This window comes from Variovorax durovernensis, assembly GCF_977011995.1.
The window spans coordinates 6,080,118-6,100,263 of record NZ_CDRNCW010000001.1 but is presented as its reverse complement, the minus strand read 5'-3'; the positions used below and the strand labels follow the sequence as shown (position 1 = coordinate 6,100,263).

At 61.8% G+C, this 20,146-nt stretch carries 18 protein-coding genes and 1 pseudogene; 14 read left to right on the top strand and 5 right to left on the bottom strand.

Annotated features, from left to right (window positions below):
• Positions 1–57: 57 nt before the first annotated feature.
• The 3 genes from ACWV14_RS28835 to ACWV14_RS28825 all read left to right on the top strand — a co-directional run bounded on the left by ACWV14_RS28835 (position 58) and on the right by ACWV14_RS28825 (position 1,662).
• The gene (locus tag ACWV14_RS28835) at positions 58–477 is read left to right on the top strand and encodes a hypothetical protein (protein WP_454905089.1); all 420 of its coding nucleotides are present in this window, start codon (positions 58–60) and stop codon (positions 475–477) included.
• 118 nt (positions 478–595) lie between these two features.
• The gene (locus ACWV14_RS28830; RefSeq protein WP_137860491.1) at positions 596–1,021 is read left to right on the top strand and encodes a hypothetical protein; all 426 of its coding nucleotides are present in this window, start codon (positions 596–598) and stop codon (positions 1,019–1,021) included.
• Between the two features lie 275 nt (positions 1,022–1,296).
• Positions 1,297–1,662 (top strand): DUF4148 domain-containing protein, encoded by a 366-nt coding sequence (locus ACWV14_RS28825; RefSeq protein WP_454905087.1) that lies wholly within the window; start codon positions 1,297–1,299, stop codon positions 1,660–1,662.
• Between the two features lie 164 nt (positions 1,663–1,826).
• Here the strand turns inward: ACWV14_RS28825 and ACWV14_RS28820 are convergent, their stop codons facing one another.
• Both ACWV14_RS28820 and ACWV14_RS28815 read right to left on the bottom strand, forming a co-directional pair.
• Positions 1,827–3,155: a heavy metal sensor histidine kinase gene (locus ACWV14_RS28820; protein WP_454905085.1), complete on the bottom strand. Its 1,329-nt coding sequence runs from the start codon at positions 3,153–3,155 to the stop codon at positions 1,827–1,829.
• A complete protein-coding gene (locus tag ACWV14_RS28815) occupies positions 3,152–3,835 on the bottom strand; it encodes a heavy metal response regulator transcription factor (RefSeq protein ID WP_454905083.1) in 684 nt (227 codons plus the stop codon). Before ACWV14_RS28815 ends, ACWV14_RS28820 begins: the two co-directional genes overlap by 4 nt.
• 319 nt (positions 3,836–4,154) lie before the next feature.
• Between ACWV14_RS28815 and ACWV14_RS28810 the strand changes: the two genes are divergently transcribed.
• Positions 4,155–4,781 (top strand): DUF1705 domain-containing protein, encoded by a 627-nt coding sequence (locus ACWV14_RS28810; protein WP_454905081.1) that lies wholly within the window; start codon positions 4,155–4,157, stop codon positions 4,779–4,781.
• A gap of 105 nt (positions 4,782–4,886) precedes the next feature.
• Here the strand turns inward: ACWV14_RS28810 and istB are convergent, their stop codons facing one another.
• Together istB and istA are read right to left on the bottom strand one after the other, a co-directional pair.
• Positions 4,887–5,696, bottom strand: a complete 810-nt coding sequence (istB, locus tag ACWV14_RS28805) for an IS21-like element helper ATPase IstB (RefSeq protein ID WP_005800232.1) — start codon at positions 5,694–5,696, stop codon at positions 4,887–4,889.
• On the bottom strand, positions 5,686–7,209 hold the full coding sequence (gene istA, locus ACWV14_RS28800) for an IS21 family transposase (RefSeq protein WP_005800234.1): 1,524 nt from the start codon (positions 7,207–7,209) through the stop codon (positions 5,686–5,688). The genes istB and istA overlap by 11 nt, the downstream gene beginning before the upstream one ends.
• A 250-nt stretch (positions 7,210–7,459) precedes the next feature.
• On the opposite strand from istA, the gene ACWV14_RS28795 reads away from it, so the two are divergent.
• The 10 genes and pseudogenes from ACWV14_RS28795 to ACWV14_RS28750 all read left to right on the top strand — a co-directional run bounded on the left by ACWV14_RS28795 (position 7,460) and on the right by ACWV14_RS28750 (position 17,014).
• Positions 7,460–8,407: a phosphoethanolamine transferase gene (locus ACWV14_RS28795; RefSeq protein WP_454906108.1), complete on the top strand. Its 948-nt coding sequence runs from the start codon at positions 7,460–7,462 to the stop codon at positions 8,405–8,407.
• Positions 8,408–8,440: 33 nt separating this feature from the next.
• Positions 8,441–8,770: a double zinc ribbon domain-containing protein gene (locus ACWV14_RS28790; RefSeq protein WP_454905079.1), complete on the top strand. Its 330-nt coding sequence runs from the start codon at positions 8,441–8,443 to the stop codon at positions 8,768–8,770.
• 90 nt (positions 8,771–8,860) lie between these two features.
• Positions 8,861–9,214, top strand: a complete 354-nt coding sequence (locus ACWV14_RS28785; protein ID WP_454905077.1) for a hypothetical protein — start codon at positions 8,861–8,863, stop codon at positions 9,212–9,214.
• Positions 9,215–9,303: 89 nt separating this feature from the next.
• Positions 9,304–10,623, top strand: coding sequence for a TolC family protein (locus ACWV14_RS28780; RefSeq protein ID WP_454905075.1), 1,320 nt, complete (start codon positions 9,304–9,306; stop codon positions 10,621–10,623).
• Entirely contained in the window at positions 10,620–11,837 is a 1,218-nt protein-coding gene (locus ACWV14_RS28775) for an efflux RND transporter periplasmic adaptor subunit (protein ID WP_454905073.1), read from the top strand. The genes ACWV14_RS28780 and ACWV14_RS28775 overlap by 4 nt, the downstream gene beginning before the upstream one ends.
• 17 nt (positions 11,838–11,854) lie before the next feature.
• Positions 11,855–14,980: an efflux RND transporter permease subunit gene (locus ACWV14_RS28770; protein WP_454905071.1), complete on the top strand. Its 3,126-nt coding sequence runs from the start codon at positions 11,855–11,857 to the stop codon at positions 14,978–14,980.
• Positions 14,977–15,315: a P-II family nitrogen regulator gene (locus tag ACWV14_RS28765; RefSeq protein ID WP_081268189.1), complete on the top strand. Its 339-nt coding sequence runs from the start codon at positions 14,977–14,979 to the stop codon at positions 15,313–15,315. The genes ACWV14_RS28770 and ACWV14_RS28765 overlap by 4 nt, the downstream gene beginning before the upstream one ends.
• Positions 15,316–15,409: 94 nt before the next feature.
• Complete coding sequence (locus tag ACWV14_RS28760) at positions 15,410–15,811, top strand: hypothetical protein (RefSeq protein WP_155742511.1); 402 nt, start codon at positions 15,410–15,412, stop codon at positions 15,809–15,811.
• Positions 15,812–15,819: 8 nt separating this feature from the next.
• A pseudogene (locus tag ACWV14_RS28755) lies at positions 15,820–16,729 on the top strand (cation diffusion facilitator family transporter).
• Between the two features lie 45 nt (positions 16,730–16,774).
• A complete protein-coding gene (locus ACWV14_RS28750; protein ID WP_454905069.1) occupies positions 16,775–17,014 on the top strand; it encodes a hypothetical protein in 240 nt (79 codons plus the stop codon).
• 160 nt (positions 17,015–17,174) lie between these two features.
• Here ACWV14_RS28750 and ACWV14_RS28745 read toward each other — a convergent pair whose 3' ends face one another.
• Positions 17,175–19,820 (bottom strand): heavy metal translocating P-type ATPase, encoded by a 2,646-nt coding sequence (locus ACWV14_RS28745; RefSeq protein WP_454905067.1) that lies wholly within the window; start codon positions 19,818–19,820, stop codon positions 17,175–17,177.
• Positions 19,821–20,146: the final 326 nt, after the last annotated feature.

The following is a 20,146-nucleotide window of genomic DNA, read 5'->3' as shown; positions in this document are numbered from 1 at the left end:
CGTGATTGCCCCCGCACGGCCGTTCAACGGGGGCGCCATTCATATCTGAGAGCCATCATGAAACTCGCAACATTCATCGCAGCCGCCACGCTCGGCATTTCGAGCGGCGCATTCGCTGCTGACGACCACAAGGGGCACGACCACGAAGGCAAAGGGGCAGCAGCCCATAAGGATGAGGCCAAGCCCGCGCATGGTGGCATCGTGACAGTCGCGAAGGATGTGAGCTACGAGCTCGTCGCACGGCCCGACCTGATTTCCCTGTACGTGTCGGACCACGGCAAGCCTGTGGATCTCGCCGGCGCTTCCGCCAAGGTGACCTTGCTGTCGGCGGGCAAGAAGGAGGAAGTCACGCTGGTGCAGGCCGCGGACTCTCTCCAGGCAAAGGGTACTTTCGCCGTGGGCGCAGGCACCAAAGTGGTCGCCAACGTTTCCCTGAAGGGCCAAGCACCGCAGCCCGTCCGGTTCAGCCTCAAGTGAAAAGCTGATAACCAAACTGTAATCCTGCAGTTAGAAGTCTGGAGGACTGGTTTTTTAAAGTTCACTCACGCAGTCGAGAACGGCTGCGTATGAACCCACCAATCCAAAGGACCTCCTCATGCAAATCTCCTCGCTTCGACTGCCCCTCGCCTCCATGCTTCTCGCTGCCGCGGCGGTTCCAGCCTTCGCCGGTAACTATGCAGAAGGCGACCCGCGCCCTGTTGCTCAAACTTCCAACGTTTCCAGCCCTGCCGTGGCCGCGGAGACACGTGCCTGGATGGCCGCCGCTCCCACGCTTGGCTACCCGGAAGGCAATCCTCAAGCCGTCGTGCAGGTGCAGCAAAAGACCCGCGCGGCGGTGCAAGCCGACACGATGAACTGGATCAGGTCTGGCCTGGGCGCTCTCAGCTACAGCGATGCATTCGCAAGCGGCAATCATCCGGCCTACGCCAAGGCAAACCGCGCATACGCACAGCTTCGTGGCTCGAGCGACGCTGCCAGTGCATCGCTGACGCCAGTTGACGGAAATGCCGTCACGCGCTGATTCGAAGGGGCCGCTGCCCGCTGCTGCAAGTTTGCAGGCAACTGACCCGAGCAGACAGGACATAGCCTCCAGTCGCAATCGCCGACACCTAGCCTCGGTATCCACGAGGCGGATAAAGCAGGACACCACGCTGGGGCCAACCAGGTGGTGTTCTTTTTTGTTTATGACATTTCGATGACCGATATGTAATCCGGTTGCAGGCCAAGTGTTCGAAAGGCTTTCTAGAGTCGTTGAGCGCCTCGGACTCTTCGGGGCGAAATACAAAGGAGACCCTAATGTCGATTCGCACTCTTCGTTCCGCCGTGACCGCAGCAGCCGTCGTCGCTGCAACTTTCTCAGCCGTAAGCGCGTCCGCCGCTGGCGCCTATCACCCCACACCCAACGAAGCCGGGGCGACCTATCACCCGGAGCATGCCTCCAAGCGGAGCCGAGCAGACATCGACTCCGACCTGAACTCGGCAATGAAGCAACCTGCCTGGAATGCTGCTAGCCGGGGCGCGCCGTGGCCTGTTGCCAAGACGGGTGAGCCCAAATCCCGCGCGCAAGTCGTCGCCGAGCTCGACATAGCGATGAAGCATCCCGCATGGAACTCGGTAAGCCGCGGTGCACCTTGGCCGCCGGTGTTGAACAACCCGAAGTGAAAGAAAGAGCAGGCGCTCTCTTCTGAGCGCCGCCCAGCTTCGCGCTGAGGAGGCTGTCAACGACTTCGTTGGTCTCGGCGGAGGGCTCCGCAAGCGCCCGGTGAAGTCAACAGCCAAGAGAGATCTGCGGGCGGGTAAATGCCGGAAGGTAGATTCTTCTTGGCTCAGTCCCCGTTCGACTCGGGCTGGGCCAGCACGAGCCCGATGCGTGTCACTCCCCCGGCCGAAGAGGCGAATGTTGAACCGCCGTGCATACGTGCAATGGCCGACACGATCGTCAGACCCAGCCCATGGTGGCTGGAGGAGCCAGAGCGCGATCGATCCGCCCGGTAGAACCGCTCAAACAGATGCGGCAGTGCGGATGGGTCAATCGGCTCCCCCCGGTTGTCCACGAAGAGCCTGATCGCGTTCGCCTCTTGCTCGATCGCCACACGAATAAGGCTTTGCGGCGTGGCGTATCGAATCGCGTTGCTCACCAGGTTGGAGACGGCGCGCCGCAGCAGGCCAACGTCTACGAGAAGATTTGCGTCACCATCGATCTTCAAAGAGAGCTCAGCGGCCTCCAACTCGGCTTCATGGAATTCGGCAACGGCAGCAACCTGCTCGGCAATGCTTACAGGCCCGGTCCGTCGTGCGCGCGCACCGCGATCTGCCTTGGACAGGAAGAGCATGTCAGTCACGATGCCTGAGAGGCGGTGCGCCTCTTCCAACTGGGAACCCAACGCATCCTGGAGGGCGGCGACAGATCGCGCCTGGCTCAGCTCGACTTCCGCTTGGGCAATCATGTTCGCCAACGGCGTCCTGAGCTCGTGCGCGACATCGGCGTTGAATGACTCGAGCTGCTCATATGCACCTTGTACTCGCTCCAGCAAAGCGTTGAACTGGCCCACCCATGGCTGCAGTTCGCTTGCGTACTTCGAGGCGTCAATGCGAATACCGGCGTTCTCCGGTCCTGCTTCTGCCGTTTTGGCCGCGAGGAGCTTGAGCTGCTTCAGGCCGCGGCGAACCACCAAGGATCCGGTAAACGCGACCAGCAACGACCCCAAGGTGGTGGCCAGAAACAAAGTCCATGCAAGCCGGCGCAGCAACAAGTCGTCCTTGGAGACATCGAGTGTCAGTTGCAACTTGATCGGCTTGCCGTCCATTGCGAGTCCCTCGAGCATGCGGTCCTGCGTGACCCAGTTGCCTTTGACGGCCGGACCCGGCGACAGGTAGACCTGCTCCTCGCCAACCCACACCGCAGCAGCTGCATCCGGATGCGAAAGAAAGTAGTCACCCAGCTTGTGACGCAAGGCGTTGAGATCGGGAGGATTGCTGGTCTCTTCGACCACATGCTGCACAAGTTCGATATACCTCGCGAACTCTTCCGATTGCTTGAGCTGAAAGCTCCATCGTGTCGCGGCATATACGGCGATGCACACGAAGCTCAAGCCAATCAACGTCTGTATCGCGAACCAGCGAGACAGCGATGTCTGGATGGAGTTTTTTTTCACGCCGATTCCGCGTCTCGCAGTTCCAGTACGTACCCCATGCCTCGCACCGTATGAAGCAGCTTCACTTCGAAAGGATCGTCGATCTTCATCCGAAGCCGCCTCACAGCCACCTCGACCACGTTCGTATCACTGTCGAAGTTCATTCCCCAGACCTGGTCAGCCAGGATGGCTCGGGGAAGGATCTGACCTTGCCGGCGCAGCAGGAGCGAAAGCAGGGCAAATTCCTTGGCCGTCAGCTCCAGCCGCTTCGAACCCCGCGTCGCTTTGCGCGTGGTGAGATCCAATTGAAGGTCCGCCAGCGCGTAGCGCGTCGTTTCCTGCAGCGTTCCGCGCCGCAGAAGCGCTCGGATGCGCGCCTGCAATTCGGAGAAGGCGAAAGGCTTTGCGAGATAGTCATCTGCACCGCTTTCCAAACCCTTGACGCGATCGGCCACATCGTCCCGTGCGGTCAGCATCAGCACGGGAATGGAAGAAGACTTGCGGATCGCTTCGAGGATCTTGAAGCCATCGATGCCTGGCAGCATCACATCCAGGACGATCGCATCGTAGTTGCCTGTCAACGACATGCCCAGCCCCTCGGAGCCATCGCGCGAGAGGTCGACGTTGAAGCCGCTTTCCACCAGGCCCTTGCGCAGATAGTCCCCCAACTTCACTTCGTCTTCGATTACTAGCAGGTGCATTCCTTGATCGTAACTTCGCAATGACGAGGGGTGATTACATTTCGGTCATCTGCGATTTGCCTCCGCCTGCCTATTGCTTCCTACCCACCTGGAGCGCGACATTACATGTTTGTAATGTTCCAGTTCGGAGTTTGTTCGGCGTGATTTCTAGAGTCCTCCCACACGACTGGTGAGGTTGGCAGGCGCCACCTTTGGTCGGCGTGAATGACTCCAGACCATGCCAGATCACAACCCCCTTCGGCTGCCTTCCGGCGCCGAAGGCAGCCCACTTGCCCCCTCGCGGGGAACGAGTAAGGCGCTCTCCGCAACTTGGGCATGCTTGGTTACCGCAAGCTGGATTGTTGCTGTAGACAATTTCAGTTTCTGGAAGACTTTCTCTTCTGCACAGGACGGCTGGAGCGCCGCCACCTTGGCCCCGACTGTTGGGCTCGGGATCTTTCTCGCGCTGCTGTTCGCTGCACTCCTGCGACCGTTCGTCGCCGGCAGGGTCGGCGCCATCTTGTTGTGCGTCCTGTTGATCGTGTCGGCCAGCGTCTCGCACTACCTTGATGCATGGGGAGTGCTCTTCGACAAGGGCCTGGTCCGGAACATGGCCGAAACAGACACGCGCGAGGTCCGCGAGCTGCTCTCGCTCCCAGCGTTCGTTGATGTGCTCTGGCGGGGCATCTTGCCCGCGGCATTGCTGTGGTTCGTCGGCATTCGCAGGGCCGAATGGAAGCGATCGACGATCCACACGGCGCTGCTGGGCGTGCTGGCGGCCGGCGTCGCCGGCGCCTTGCTTGCCACTTCGTATGGGACGCTGGCATCCACGTTCCGCAACCACCGTGAACTCCGTTTCCAGCTCGTGCCGACCAACTGTCGGCGCCGATCCAAATCTGAGCCACCGTGCCGACCGAATATTGAGCCAGGGGTGGGGGCCGGCCTTCAGAGGGCCGGCGGTGGATAAGTGTAGGTCTGTCCTGGCTCTTTGACCTCCTCGATGTTGAGTTGAGCGCGCGGGGGAAGCCGCGCAGGGCGTAGCCCGTAGCGGATTTCCCCGCGCGGCGCCGCTTCAGAAGTCGTCCTGCGGCAGCTCGGACTTGCTGCCCTTGCGGGCCTGCTCGCGCGCCTTGATGCGCTTCTTGGCCTCTGCCGTACTGCGGCTGAAGCGGATCGACTCGTTGCCCGTCTCCACGATGTGGCAGTGGTGCGTGAGCCGGTCCAGCAACGCGGTGGTCATCTTCGCGTCGCCGAACACGCTGGACCACTCCGCGAAGTCCAGGTTGGTCGTGATCATCACGCTGGTGTGTTCATACAGGCGACTGAGCAGGTGGAACAGCAACGCCCCGCCGGCCTGGCTGAACGGCAGGTAGCCCAACTCGTCCAGGATGACGAGGTCCATGCGCAGCAAGCTCAATGCAATGCGCCCGGCCTTGCCTTGCGCCTTCTCCTGCTCCAGTGCATTGACCAGGTCGACCGTCGAGAAGAACCGCACGCGCTTGCCATGCCGGGTGATGCCCGATACGCCGATGGCCGTGGCCAGATGCGTCTTGCCCGTGCCCGGCCCACCCACCAACACGACGTTGTGTGCGTCGTCTGTGAAGTTGGTTGCGGCCAGTGTGCTCACAAGCTTGCGATCTACCGGCGAGACCTCGAAGTCGAAGCCGGCGATGTCGCGATGCACCGGGAACTTCGCGGCGTGCATCTGGTGGCTGACCGAGCGCATGGCGCGATCCGTGCCCTCGGCCTGCAGCAAGTGCTCGATCAACCAGCGCGAGGAGTCCACCCCTGCGTTCGTTCCTTGCTCCACCAGGTCGGCCCAGGCGCCGGCCATGCCATGCAGACGCAACGCCTTGAGTTCAACCGTCACGTCACGCGTCATGGCCGGCCTCCTCGGTGGCGTTGTCGGCACGCAGGCTGTCGTAGCGCGCCGTGTTGGCCAGCGGCGGTGTGCTCACCTTCAGCTGCGTCGCAGCCGTCTGCGGCATCGGCACCGCATTCAGGCGCCCCAGCACGTTGACCACGTGCTCCACGCTCACCTTGCCGGGCGGCCCGGTCTCCAGCGCCAGTTCCACCGCCACCAGCACCGCGTCCAGCCCGGCGCTCAGCACGATGGCCAGCACCTGCGCCATCACGCGGTCGCCGCCCGGGTTGCGCAGCAGCCCACGGCGCAGCCTCTGCAGCGGCTCGGGCATGTCGGCGAACGGCGCGCCATTCCTCAGCGCGCCGGGCTTCCTCTGCAGCAGCGGGATGTAGTGCTGCCAGTCATACCGCGTCTCGCCGGCGTTGCTCAGGCGGTCGTGGCGCGCGACGATGTGGTCGTTGGCCACCACGACGACGCTGCCCGGGTACAGCCTGGTGCTGACCATTTGCCCGAACAGCTCGCACGGCACCGAGTAGCGGTTGCGCGCCACCGATACCAGGCAGGTGCTGGACACGCGCGCGGGCTTCTCGACGTAGCCATCGAACGGCGCCGGCATGGGCATCAGATGCGCCCGCTCGTGTTCGAGCATCTCGGCCACGCTGAACTGCTCGTGCTCGGGGTGGCGCACCTCGTCCCACAACGCCCGGCACCGCTGGCCCAGCCAGGCGTTGAGTTCGCTGAAGCTGCCGAAGCGCTGCTTGGCCGCGTCGATCCAGATGCGCCGGCGGCTGTCCTGCACGTTCTTCTCGACGACGCCCTTCTCCCAGCCGCTGGCGACGTTGCAGAAGTCCGGGTCGTACAGGTAGTGCGCACACATGGTCGCGAAGCGCTCATTGACGATCCGGCCCTTACCCTTCTTGACCTTGTCCACCGCGGTCTTCATGTTGTCGTAGATGCCGCGCCGGGCCACGCCGCCCAGGGCTGCAAAGCTGCGGGTATGGGCATCGAACAACATCTCATGGCCTTGGCTCGGATAGGCCACCAGCCAGAAGGCCCGCGAAGCGCATAGCTTCATGTGCGAGACCTGCATGCGGTAGTAGATTCCGCCCACCACCAGCCCTTCCTCGCTCCAGTCGAACTGGAAGGCTTCGCCGAGCTCGAAGGCCAGCGGCACGAAGGCGTTGGCGCTCGCAGATTGACCTTCGCCCTGGCGCCACGCCCGGATGAAGTCGGTCACCCGCGTGTAGCCACCGTCGTAGCCAGCGCCCCTGATCTCGGCGTACAGCGCCTTGGCCGTGCGACGCTCGCGCTTGGGCCGCCGGGCGTCGGCCTTCAACGCCTGCCTGAGCGCCTCGTGGAACGCAGTGAGCTTGTTCGGCTGCTCCCCGCGCCGGTACTTCGGCGGGCCATCCACCTCGCCGTGCAGCCACTTCGCAACCGTGTTGCGCGACAGCCCCGTCATGCGCGAGATCTCGCGCTCCGATTTGTTCTTCCGGGCATGCAAACGCCGGATCCTGCCAATCATGTCCATGGTGATCACTCCTCGTCCTCTGCTGCACAAAAAAACAGCAGAGTAGGTTGAACACCTGGCTCAATTTTGGGTCGGCACAACCCTCATAAGTGGCTCAGTTTTCGGTCGGCGCCAACAGACCAACTACATCAATGCGGTTTACGGCTACCTCAAAGGCGAAGAGCTGGCATCCGGCGCGGTTCTTCAAATCGCACCGGATGCGCGTCGTACCCCGTCCCTCTCCGCGCGCCCGCTGGTGCTTGTCTTGATCGTGGGTGAGACTGCACGAGCGGCGAACTTCTCCCTGGGCGGCTATGCGCGCGAGACGAACGCGGCCCTCGCCAGCCGCGACATCCTGTACTTTCAGAATGTCGTCTCGTGTGGCACCGACACCGCGACATCGTTGCCTTGCATGTTCTCCGGGCTGGGTGCCGAGGACTTCTCTGTGCGGAAGGCGCGTGAGCGCGAGAACGTACTCGACGTCCTGCTGCGGACAGGTGTTTCGGTGCAATGGCTCGACAACAACTCCGGTTGCAAAGGGGTCTGCGCGCGAGTGCCGACCCAGCAGATGCCGACGTCAGGCATCGACGGCCTTTGCGGTGAGGACGCTTGCCAGGACGAAGTCCTTACCCGGTCGCTGGAGGAGCGCCTGAGCGAGGTGAAGCAGGACACAGCCATTGTTCTGCACCAGATGGGCAGTCACGGGCCTGCCTACTACCGGCGGTATCCAGCACCTGGCAAATTCCAGCCGACGTGCGATACGAATCGGATCCAGTCTTGCGACCGGCAAGCGCTCGTGAACACCTATGACAACACGATCGAGTACACCAGCCAGAACATCGCTCGGATCGTGGAGGCCGCGCGCGCTCGCGCCCTCGCGATGGACATCGCGGTCCTCTACATCTCGGACCATGGTGAAAGCCTCGGCGAGCGAAACATCTATCTGCACGGGCTGCCGCCGATGCTTGCGCCCAGCGAGCAAACGCACGTTCCCATGCTCGCCTGGCTACCGGCTCAGACACAGGATCGCCTGAAATTGCCGCTTTCATGCCTTGCTTCGGTTACCGGGCAGAAATATTCCCACGACAACCTGTTTTCAACATTGCTTGGGTTTTTCGGCGTCGCCACCGCGGCGTACCGAGCCGATCTGGACATGTTGGCGATCGGACGGGCGTCTCATGCATGCGGAAATGCGCCGCGGCGCTTGACCTTGAAGTGACTTCATGGTTTCCAATCACTTCATTCCACAGCAATGGGCGCTCCTGCCCTCCAACGAATCATCATGAGCTTCTTCAGCGACATCTTTCGAAACTTGGCAAACGGTGGCCACGCCCAACGTGGGCATGGTCAGTCGAACCGTTCGGGGCATCACGGTGGGCGTGAAAGTGGTTATCCGTACGGAGGAGCCGATGCGCGCGGCGGGCAGCCTTGCCGGTCGTGCGGAGCCCCGTTCCTTCCTGGCGCGAATTTTTGCGCACAGTGCGGCGCAGCTCCTGCAGCAGCACGGGTCTGCTCGGGCTGCTCCACTGCCTTGGCGCCTGGAGCACGCTTCTGCGCAAAATGCGGTCAAGCGGCAGCGTAAGCTGCGATCCTGCGGGATCACCCGATCCCTGGCCTGATTTTCGCACCCAAGCCCATCGAAAAATCCAGCACCGTCGATACACTTGCCATCATGCGTACGTTCCTCTTAGCCATGCTTCTCGCGATCCTGCCGCTGCAGTTCGCGTGGGGTGCGGCCACGGGTTACTGCAGGCATGAGGCTGGCACCGGTGCCGCGCATTTTGGTCACCATGAGCACCAGGCCAACGCGTCTTCGGGTGAAAAAAGCAAAGACCTGAAGCTGAAGACGATTTCCGACAACGACGACTGCATCGGTTGTCATGCCAGCGTTGTCCACATCGCTCCGGTTCCGTCTCTTCATTTCCTGGCCCCTGTCGGAGGATGGCCCCCAGCGCTCAGCCTTCCGACCTATCGTTCGCCAATCCCCATAGGGCTTGAACGCCCTGCACGGACGCTTGCCCTCTGATCGGCGAGCTCGTTTTCTCTTTTCCTTTTCCCACGACGACTGCTCGCCGAATCTCGCCTTTGGTTGTTTTTCAACGCTAGGAGAATTCGATGCGAATCAAGACGCTGGTCATTGCCAGTGCATTGGCTTTGGCCGCATGGCCCAGCCTCGCGCAAGTCGCGACATCCACCGCCCAAACTGCGCAACCAGCACAACCCCGGCCGGTCCTTCAGGGATTGAGCCTGACGGAGGTATGGCGGCTGGCTGAAGAATCCAATCCGGCCTTGAGAGCCAAGCAGGCCGAACTCGCTTCGGCGGAAGGTTCGCGCACCGATGCCAACGCCCTCCTCTACAACAATCCAGTCGTCTCTTTCGACGGCGTACGCCGGGCCGTCCCCCAGGAGGGTGCGCCGTCTGAACGGCGTCGCGAGTGGTCGAGCAGCGTTCAGCAGACGTTCGAGATTGCAGGCCAGCGAGGCTTTCGCCGCGAAGCTGCCGACGCGGCGTTGACAGCCCTGCAGGAAGAGATCGCCGAGACCCGCAGACAAATTCGCGTCGAGGTGGCGCAGCTGTACTACCGCGTCCTCGCCTTGCAACAACGCACTGAGCTCGAAGAGCAGGCGCTGGGTCTCTTCGAGAGCACCGCGGCAGCTGTCCAAAAGCGACGCATCGCCGGTGAAGACACCAAGCTGGATTCCAACGTGGCCACGGTCGAGGCCGAGCGTGCCCGCAACCAGCTGGCCGTCGCAAAGGAACAATTGCTCGACGCTCGCGCTGAGCTGGCTGCGAAGCTTCAACTCCGCGCGGAAAGCCTGCCACAGGCGAGCGGCGAGCTTCGCCCCACGGCAAGCGCGGCTTACAGCCTCGAGTCCCTGCTGTCTCAGGTCGATAGCCAGCCGCGCCTCCAGGCGCTGCGCGCACGGGAGGAGTCGGCACGGGCCAAGCTGAAGTTGGAGAGCGCCAGCCGCTATCCCGATCTCACTGTCGGCGTCGGCGTGGGGCGTGAAGGTGCATCCGGTGCGCGCGAACGCCTCACAACCGTTTCGGTCTCCGTGCCGCTGCCATTGTTCAAACGCAATGCCGCCGGCATTGGACAGGCGAGCAGCGCGCTCACCCAAGCCGAGATCTCGCGCAGTGCGGGCGTTCGAGATGCGCAGGCGCAGGTGCGGGCACTCTGGGCCAAGCTGGAGAGCCTGAGGGATCGTGTCACCAGGCTTCAGGAGCGTGTGCTTCCGGCGCTGCTCGATAACCAGCAGCTCTCGGTCAAGTCCCAGCGGGCCGGCCAGATCGGTCTTCTCGAGTTGATCGTGGTGAACAGGCAAGCCCTCGACGCACGCCGCGATCTGATCGACGCGCTCATCGACTATCAATCCACCCGTCTTGCACTGGAGCTGGCCGCTGGCTGGCCTCCTGAAGGAGTCACGCCATGAAATTCAATCCCACCCCGGTCGGTCAGCGCAGTACCGAACGTTCCGCTCTGACCAAGCTTGCCGCAGCGATCTGCGCGGCCTTTGCAGTGATTGCACTGTCCGGTTGCGGAGGCAGCAACGGTTCGGCCGAGAAGCCCGCTGCCGAAGAGAAGGCTGCCGAGAAAGAAGGCCTCAAGCTCTCGAAGGAGGAAGCGGATCGCGCCGGCATTGTCCTGGAAGAACTCAAGGCGCAAGCCCTGGCTGACACCGTCACGGTGACAGCGACGATTCGTGCGAACCAGGATCGCATTGCCAGGATTGCGCCTCGCGTCGAAGGCCGCGTTGCCACTGTTGCAGCAAGCCTTGGTGACAATGTTCGAACCGGACAGTCGCTCGCGACCCTGGACAGTTTGGCCGTTGGCGAGGCTTCGTCGGCGTTGAGCCAGGCACGGTCTGCTCAGCGAGTGGCTGACGCGGACTACAAGCGCGCAACTGCCTTGCAGGCAGAAGAGATCATTCCACAGAAGGATTACCTGCGGGCCAAGGCGGAGCATGAAAAGGCAAGTGCCACGCTTCGCGCCGCAGAGGACCACCTTCGGCTGCTCGGCGTCCCATCGGGCCAGAGCGCAGGCGTGGCCTCCGTCTTCCCTCTGACTTCGCCGCTGGCCGGCACGATCATCGAAAAAAAGGCCGTTGTGGGCGGCCTGGCCGGACCCAGCGATGCCTTGTTCGTCGTCGCGGACCTGTCGACGCTGTGGATCGAGGCCAACCTGGCCGAGGCCCAGTTGGCGAAAGTCCGCGTCGGTGCGAAAGCGACCGTCACCGTCGGTGCCTATCCGGACGAGCGCTTCGAAGGACGAGTGACCTATGTCGCAAGCATCCTCGACAAGGAGACGCGTTCGATTCCGGCGCGCATCGAGGTGAAGAACGGTGAGGGTCGCCTCAAGCCAGAGATGTTCGCAACCGCCACCATTGAAAGCCCCTCGCCGCAGTCGGCGCCGAAGACGGACGTGCTGACGGTGCCGGACCAGGCCATCGTGCTCATGCAGGGCCAGCCCAACGTTTTCGTCTTTGAGAACGGTGCTTACGAGCAACGCGCAATCGATCCCGGCGACAGGCTCGGTACCCGGACGGTTGTGAAGTCAGGCGTGAAGGCCGGCGAGCAGGTGGTGAGTGCGGGAACCTACGCCCTCAAGGCACGCGTGCTGAAGTCGCAAATCGGCGACGCACATTGAGGAATCGAAAGTAAAACATGCTCAACGCACTCGTAGACGCGTCGCTTCGATACAAGGTCCTCGTCCTGGTCATCTTTGCCGTCTTGGTCGGACTCGGTGTCCAGGCGTTTCGCAACGTCCCTGTCGATGCCTTCCCCGACGTCACCCCGGTTCAAGTCAATATCTATACGGAGTCTCCAGGCTTGGCCGCGGAGGACGTTGAGAAGCTGCTCACGACACCGATCGAAGGCGCCATGGCCGGCTTGCCGGGCGTCGAAGAAGTGCGCTCGGTCTCGCTCTTCGGCCTGTCCTACGTAGGCGTCTACTTCAAGGACGATGTCGACATTTATTTCGCTCGCCGCCTGGTAGGCGAGAAGCTGCAGGAAGCAAAGGGGCGCTTGCCGCAAGGCTATGGCGAACCGGTACTGGGGCCGAACAGCTCGGGCCTTGGCCAGGTGTTCTGGTACACGGTCGAGTCTGAAGACAAGAAGATGAGCACCATGGACCTTCGTACGCTCCATGACTGGACCGTGCGACTGATCCTGCGTACGGCCCCCGGCGTGGACGACATCGTCTCTTGGGGCGGAGAGCAAAAGCAATTCCAGGTTCAGATCGATCCGCGAAAGCTCATTCAGTACAGCGTGAGCTTCAAGGAGGTGATGGAGCGGCTCACAGCCAACAACAAACAGGTCGGCGGCCAATCGATCAACCTTGGCGCGGAGCAGTTCCTTGTGCGTGGTCTCGGGTTGGTGGGAACGACAAAGGACATCGAGCAGATCGTCATCGCCGAGCGCAATGGCGCGCCTGTGTATGTGCGAAATGTCGCGCAGGTCAAGGAGGCTCCCGCACCCAGATTCGGAGCAGTGACACGAGACGGTAAGGAAGCTGTCTTGGGCATCGCATTGGCCCGCGTCAATGAAAACGCGAAGAACGTGGTGGATGCTGTCAAAGCCAAGTTGGCGGTGGCGCAAGCGGCGCTACCGAAGGGCGTGACGCTGCAGCCCGTCTACGATCGCACGGAGCTTGTCAAGAAAGCCCTGAACACTGCGGAGAGCTCGCTGGTCGAAGGCGCGATCCTCGTTGCTGTGATCCTCTTCCTGTTCCTGGGCGAATTTCGCTCGGCGATCGTGGTAGTGATCACGCTGCCAATGGCGATGCTGATCGCATTCATCCTGATGCAGCAGTTCGGTGTCTCGGCCAACCTGATGTCGCTCGCCGGCTTGGCGATCGGCACCGGGATGATGGTGGACGGCGCGGTCGTGATGGTCGAGAACGCATTCCGACTTCTGGCGCATGCGAAGGAATCCGGCAAGCCGATTCAGAAGACTCACCTCATCCTGGAAGCGGCCCGCGAGGTGGTCAACCCGATCGCATTCGCCATCCTGATCATCATCGTGGTTTTCCTGCCCTTGTTTTCACTCACCGGTCTTGAGGGAAAGCTCTTCAAGCCGATGGCGTACACCATCACGTTCGCCATGGCGGGGTCGCTCTTGCTTTCGCTGACGCTGGTCCCTGTGCTCGCTGCAATGATCCTGAAGCCCAAAGAGGAGAAGGACACCTTCCTCGTTCGTCGCGCCAAGCGGATCTACCTTCCGCTGTTGGACTGGGCACTTGAGCGCAAGCGCTTGGTCGTCGGTTCAGCGATCGTTTTGCTGCTCGCCTCGCTGGCGCTGTTCCCATTCCTGGGCAAGGAGTTCATGCCCCAACTCCAGGAAGGAACGATCCAGTTCCGGGTAACAGGTATTCCCTCCACATCGTTGGACGAGTCCATACGGGTGTCCAACGAGGTGAGCGCGGCACTGCATAAGCAATTCCCGCAGATTCGCTCCGTGCTTGCGACCATCGGCCGCGCCGAAGGCGGTGAGACCACCGACGTGAACTACATGGAGCTGAACCTGGACACCAAGCCGCCTGGCGAATGGCCGGAGAAGATCTCCTACGGGAAGCTGGCCTCCGACATGCAGGAAGCTCTCGAAAAAGTGGTGCCGACCGTCGTGTTCGGCGCAACGCAGCCTATTCAATCCCGCGTTGAAGAGCTGATCTCCGGGGTGCGGGCCACCCTTGCGCTCAAGCTGTATGGAGAGGATCTCGCGACGCTCGACAGACTCACCGGCAAGATTCAAGGTGTGCTCGGGAAGATTCCGGGTGTCGCGGACCTATCGGCCGAAGCCAACAAGGGTAAGCCGCAGCTCATCATCAAGGTCAACCGGGACGCAGCGGCGCGCTATGGCATCAACGCGGATGAGATCCTCGAGGTCGTGCAATCCGGCATCGGAGGCAGTGCGGTCTCCACATTGATCGATGGCACCAAGCGCTTTGAAATCGCGGTTCGTCTCTCCGACGAGTTCAGGGTGAGCCCCGCGGCCATCGCTAGCATTCCGATCCGCACGGCAGAGGGGGCGCTGGTGCCCTTCTCGCAGGTCGCCTCGATCGAGCTCGACGAGGGGTACTCCTTCATCCGGCGTGAATCGCTTCAGCGCTATTCAGTGCTCCAGATGGACGTCAAGGGCCGTGACGTCGACAGCTTTGTAAAGGAGGCGGACACCCAGCTGAAGGCGCAAGTCGAATTGCCAACCGGCTACTGGATCGAATGGGGTGGCTCCTTCGAAAACCAGCAACGTGCGATGGCGAGGCTTGGGGTGATCGTTCCGTTGACCATCGGTCTGATCTTCATCCTCCTGTACACCGCCTTCAACTCTGTGCGGCATGCGACGCTCATCATCGCCAATGTTCCGTTTGCAATCATCGGCGGCATCGTGGGCTTGTTTGTCAGCGGGCAATACCTGTCGGTCCCGTCGGCCATTGGCTTCATTGCTGTCTTCGGTGTTGCCATGCTGAACGGCATCGTGATGGTGACGTTCCTGAACGACCTGAGGCGGCAAGGCTTGCCGATCCGGGAGGCTGTTCAACAGGGTGCTGCACTGCGGCTGCGCCCTGTGTTGATGACCGCGTCCGTCGCGATCCTTGGGCTCATCCCGATGCTGCTCTCGACCGGCGTCGGTGCCGAGACGCAGCGACCGCTGGCGACGGTGGTGGTGGGCGGACTCTTCACCTCGACCGCGCTGACGTTGTTGATCCTGCCTCTGATGTACGAGTGGGCGGAGCAGCGAGCCGAGAGGCGCAAGGCGAAGACCCAAGAAACCTTGGAAGGAGACACACCGTGAAAGAGATCAAAGCTTACGTCCACAGCAACAGAGTCGCGGCCGTCATTGCGGCATTGAAGGGGGCTAGCGCTTGGGGTGACGACGCACGCGGCCGCCAACACAACCTGACCCTTTACGTCGTGAAGGGCTCGTTGACGCCGCTTCATGAGGCCGAGCGTCGCTATTCCATCGAACTGGGCGATGAAGTGGTGAACGAGTACAAGCTCGAGCTTCATTGCAACGATGAAGATGCCGACGAGTTCGTGAAGATCATTGCAGCGTCGGCCCGTACTGGCCAGGCCGGTGCTGGATGGATCTACGTGACGGATGTCGGGTATGCGCAAGCCATCGTTTGATGGTGCCGTAGCGAGCGACTCGGATCCGCGCGCCCTTTGCCCCGCAAGGGGCAATGGGCGCGCACGCGCCTTACAGGCCGGACGACTCATCGCGATGGCCGCAGTTGGCGCGGGATGTTCCGCAGGCTTGAGCGGCTGCTCGACCCTTCTGGAAGACGCCAGCGCGTTCCAGGAGGGCTGGCGCACCGCAGTGGTGACGGAGGTGGCTCCTGCACGTGAACTGCGGGGAAGCGGTCGGACCGATTGCCGGCAGACGGCGAGCTCGCAACAACTTGCGGCGTCGCGTTTCGCGCGCCTGTCCTACCGCTCTGGCGGGTCCAAACACTCGCACGTGGTGGTCGTGGCCGACGGGCTTCGCGTCACCGCGGGCGACGTCGTCTTCACCAATGTGATGCGTTGCGGCACCCCCTTGGAAGTTCGATCGAGGCCGATGGCCGACTTAATCAAGACGGGGAGCTCGCGCGAACCCGACCAACTGCCCACCCCCAAACTTTGAAGGCGACCATGCCATCCGGAAACTCTCACTCGCACGTACAAGCCGCATCGGGACCTGGTCACGAGCGATCCCTGTGGATTGCACTCACCCTTACGACGACGTTCATGGTCGCGGAGGTGATCGGAGGACTTGTCACCGGAAGCCTGGCGCTGATTTCCGACGCAGCGCACATGTTCACCGACACGGTGGCGCTGGCAATATCGCTCGCGGCGATTCAGATTGGTAAGCGCGTGGTGGATACCAAGCGGACCTTCGGCTATTACCGCTTCGAGATCCTGGCAGCGGCGTTCAATGCTCTCCTGCTCTTTGGCGTTGCCATTTACATCCTCTATGAGGCTTGGCGTCGCATGCGTGAGCCGCAAACGGTCGATTCGATTCCGATGCTGATCATTGCAGCACTGGGTCTCGTCGTGAACCTCGTGAGCATGAGATTGCTTTCGTCGGGCAAAGATCGAAGCCTCAATGTGAAGGGCGCCTACCTGGAGGTCTGGAGCGACATGCTCGGGTCGGTGGGAGTGATCGCGGGAGCGGTGGTGATCTGGTTGACGGGATGGACTTGGGTCGACTCGGTCATCGCCGTCGCGATCGGATTCTGGGTCTTGCCAAGAACATGGGTTCTGCTGCGAGACAGCATGAATATCCTTCTTGAGGGCGCGCCGGACGATGTCGATGTCGGCGAGGTCGACAAAGCGTTGCGCGCTGCCTGGGGTCGACTCCATTCACGAACTGCATGTCTGGGCTATTACCAGCGGCAAGGCAAGTCTGAGCGTTCACATGGTCAGCGCAAGCGGTGACGTCGACAACCTCTTGGCCGAGGCAGCGCGCATGTTGGCGGAGCGCTTTGATATTCATCACTCGACGATCCAGCTCGAACGTGTTCCATGCGGGCAAGCGTCGGGAACACATCGGTTTGAGTGATCTCCCGCTCGCAAACCATTCTGAACTCAATGGAAAGGCAAGGCCGTGTTCCGCACCACAACCGACGATGGCACGCACTTTTTCATGATGCTGGGCCTGTACATCAGCATCCTCGCCATCGGAGCCGTGATCTTTCTTCTCGTGCGGTGGTGGAAAGAGCGCCGCGACTTTCCAGCGGCGCATCGCCGCCCCTACGCAAAAAGTTTGCTCGATCGGCTTTCGGGCCGTGACGCCAAGAAGAAAAGCATGCCGGCTCGCAAGACCCACAAAAACCACAAGAGATAGCGCTTGGCGTTCATCGATGGATGAACTCCTGATCGGGGAAAGAACCAGTGAAGGGTAAGGGGCTGGCCGCCCCATCTTGAACGTCCTTCACATATCGGCGCGCTATCTTTAGAAGCGGGCGTGCGGTCTTCGGGCTGCAGGAAATGACCTCGCTGGTTGACTAGGTATTAGGTGCGCCGGCCGGGACGGCAGCCCCGGCCTGTGGCGTCGGCAGTGTTACCTTTTTGTACGCCAGCAGACGCAAAGCGTTCACAACGACCAGCAAGGTCGAGCCTTCGTGGAACAGAACGGCGGTGCCGATGTTCAGGCCGAAGATCGTCGCGGGAATCAACACAGCGACAACGCCCAGGCTCACGTAGAGGTTCTGCTTGATGATTCGACTCGTGCTGCGCGACAACCCTACCGCGAATGGCAACTGGGCCAGGTCATCGGCCATCAGGGCGACGTCGGCGGTTTCGAGCGCGACGTCGGAGCCCGCCGCACCCATGGCTATGCCGACTGTCGAGTTGGCCATCGCAGGCGCATCATTGACACCGTCCCCGACCATGGCAACCTTGCCATGCTCCTTGCGAAGCGCCTTGATGGCATCCACCTTCTGCTCCGGCATGAGATCGCCCCGCGCCTCGGTCAGGCCGACACTCTTGGCTACCGCATCGGCGACTTGCTGGTTGTCCCCGGAGATCATGATGAGCCGCTCGATGCCAAGTGCTCGGAGTTCGGCCATGACCTGCGCCGCCACGGGGCGTGGGGTATCCATGACGGCAATCACCCCGAGGTAGCGCTCACCTTTGCGCACGACCATGGTTGTTCTGCCAGAAGCGACCAGCTTGTCATTTGCCTCCTTCACGTCCTGAGGCAGTGAAGAGCCTGGCAGTTCGGAAAACAGTATCGGCTTTCCGATATGCACGAGCTCGCCGTCGACTTGTGCCTGAACGCCGCGTCCGGTGATGCTTTTGACGTCGGAGACAGCAACCGCCTTCGCGCGATCACCGAGGCGTTCGCGCGCGCCGGACACGATGGCGGTCGCCAAGGGATGGTCGCTGTGCTCCTCAACGGCCAGCGCCACAACCAACAGTTCATCATCTGTGACGCCCTGCATTGCAAGTGCATCGGTCAGTTTGGGCTTGCCTTCGGTCAGCGTTCCAGTCTTGTCAAAAGCGATGGAAGTCAGCGTGCCGAGATTCTCCAGCGGGCCGCCTCCCTTGACCAGGACGCCGCCTCTGCCGGCGCGTGCCACGCCGCTGAGAACGGCGCTGGGGACGGAGATTGCCAATGCGCATGGACTTGCTGCGACCAGAACGGCCATCGCCCGATAGAAGGTATCGGAGAACGGTTCATCGATCACGAAGCCTGCGAATAGCAGCAGGACAACCAAGGCCAGGACCGCGGGGACGAATATGCGTTCGAAGCGTTCGGTGAACTGCTGCGTCGGCGAGCGTTGTGCCTCTGCCTCGGTCACCATCTTGACCACGCGGGCCATCGTGGATTGTTCGGCACGGCGAGCAACTGTCACTTCGACTGCACCCGACCCGTTTATGGTCCCCGCGAAAACCCGATGCTCCGGCGCAACGCGATCAAAGGCTGCGAGCGCCGCTTTGATGTCGTCAACTGGCCGCTTGTCGACCGGCACGCTCTCGCCAGTGACGGGCGCCTGGTTCACGCTGGACGTTCCAGCCACAACGACACCATCGGCCGGCAACCGCTCATTGGGTCGCACGACGACCACATCACCGACCTTCAGTTGTTCGACAGCGACCTCTTCGGTACCGCTGTCACGTCGCACAGTAGCCGTCTCGGGTGCGAGCTTGGCAAGTGCTTCGATGGCCTTTCGGGCGCGTCCCATCGCATAGTGCTCAAGCGAATGACCCAGGCTGAAAAGGAACAGCAGCAGGGCGCCTTCCGCCCACTTGCCGAGCGCCGCGGCGCCCAGCGCCGCCACCAGCATCAACGTATCAATCTCGAAACGACGCGCCTTCAGGTTCTCAAAGGCTTCCTTGACTGTATAAAGGCCGCCGAAAAAATATGCAGCGATGTAGGTGGCCGTAGGGAGCCAGACAGGTCCGGCGCCGCTGCGCTCGATCAGCCATCCTGTGGTCAACAGTACGCCGGCGAGCGCGGCAAAGATCAGTTCGCTCTTCTCTCCCAGGAGGCCACCCTCGGAGTGGTCATGACCTGCATGACCGCCAGCACCTTTCTTGCCGTGATCATGGCTTGCATGATCCGCGTGGTCGCTGTGGTCAGGCCCGCTGTGCTTGTGGCCCGCGTGGTCATGCTTGGCATGGTCAGTGGGTTCGCCGCCGGAGCGAGAGGGCTGGGATGGAGTGTCCGGTGGGACGTCCTTCGGCGGTGCGACGGCACCCGCGGTGCGGATCCCAAGCGCTGCAGCCTTCGCCCTCAAGGTTTCTGCCGACACCAGTTGCTGGTCGTATTCAATACGAACGGAGCCGGAGCCCGACACATCTGCTTCCAAGACGCCTGGAAAACTTCGCAGGTCGGCGGCAATGCTGCGCGCCGCGCGTGCATGAAGCGAGCCATCGGCCCTGATCGTCAAGTGAGAGAACCGCTCGCTCAACTGCGCGCCGACCGAGCCGACCAGTTCGCGCAGGCGAGTTATGGAGACGACGGACTGGTCGTAGTGCAGGCACAGCTGGGGTTGCCCATCGGGGTCTCGAACGACGTGAGCCTCAGAGATGCCGGGTCGCCCCTCGAGCGCTTCCGTCAGCCGTTGTACGCAGTGATCCTCGACGTCGTCCACGTCGGGAAGGATCAGGGGTAGATCCAAACGGAGCTTGCTCGAGTCAGTCATGGACGTTGCCTTCTATTGAAAAGTGAATACCGCATGCAGCGCTAGCATGAGTTGTTTCGCACCTCATCACGCAGCAGACTGTCGATTAATTTTTGATCTCTCGATGTGCGACAACACCCCAAGTTGGTATGCGCATTGCGAGAAGTAGCGAAGTCATGCCTTTGATTTCTCCAGGAGCCACAATTCGTTGAAGACGACGGCAACGGCCTCCTGCGCGACGTTCGGTGCGATCGGTATCGGTGCGCCGACGCCCGGACAGCAATGGCGCTGAAGCCACCCGATTTCGCTCCCGGTGCGCGGCTCCCGCCGAGGCCCACTTCGAAGCC

What these genes read in the sequence shown, in the direction of transcription:
- ACWV14_RS28815 (WP_454905083.1), bottom strand. Translation starts at nt 3,835, where the DNA reads ATGCACCTGCTAGTAATCGAAGACGAAGTGAAGTTGGGGGACTATCTG.
- ACWV14_RS28775 (WP_454905073.1), top strand. Translation starts at nt 10,620, where the DNA reads ATGAAATTCAATCCCACCCCGGTCGGTCAGCGCAGTACCGAACGTTCC.
- ACWV14_RS28830 (WP_137860491.1), top strand. Translation starts at nt 596, where the DNA reads ATGCAAATCTCCTCGCTTCGACTGCCCCTCGCCTCCATGCTTCTCGCT.
- ACWV14_RS28790 (WP_454905079.1), top strand. Translation starts at nt 8,441, where the DNA reads ATGGGCGCTCCTGCCCTCCAACGAATCATCATGAGCTTCTTCAGCGAC.
- istA (WP_005800234.1), bottom strand. Translation starts at nt 7,209, where the DNA reads ATGGACATGATTGGCAGGATCCGGCGTTTGCATGCCCGGAAGAACAAA.
- ACWV14_RS28835 (WP_454905089.1), top strand. Translation starts at nt 58, where the DNA reads ATGAAACTCGCAACATTCATCGCAGCCGCCACGCTCGGCATTTCGAGC.
- ACWV14_RS28780 (WP_454905075.1), top strand. Translation starts at nt 9,304, where the DNA reads ATGCGAATCAAGACGCTGGTCATTGCCAGTGCATTGGCTTTGGCCGCA.
- ACWV14_RS28785 (WP_454905077.1), top strand. Translation starts at nt 8,861, where the DNA reads ATGCGTACGTTCCTCTTAGCCATGCTTCTCGCGATCCTGCCGCTGCAG.
- ACWV14_RS28825 (WP_454905087.1), top strand. Translation starts at nt 1,297, where the DNA reads ATGTCGATTCGCACTCTTCGTTCCGCCGTGACCGCAGCAGCCGTCGTC.
- istB (WP_005800232.1), bottom strand. Translation starts at nt 5,696, where the DNA reads ATGACGCGTGACGTGACGGTTGAACTCAAGGCGTTGCGTCTGCATGGC.
- ACWV14_RS28745 (WP_454905067.1), bottom strand. Translation starts at nt 19,820, where the DNA reads ATGACTGACTCGAGCAAGCTCCGTTTGGATCTACCCCTGATCCTTCCC.
- ACWV14_RS28770 (WP_454905071.1), top strand. Translation starts at nt 11,855, where the DNA reads ATGCTCAACGCACTCGTAGACGCGTCGCTTCGATACAAGGTCCTCGTC.
- ACWV14_RS28760 (WP_155742511.1), top strand. Translation starts at nt 15,410, where the DNA reads ATGGCCGCAGTTGGCGCGGGATGTTCCGCAGGCTTGAGCGGCTGCTCG.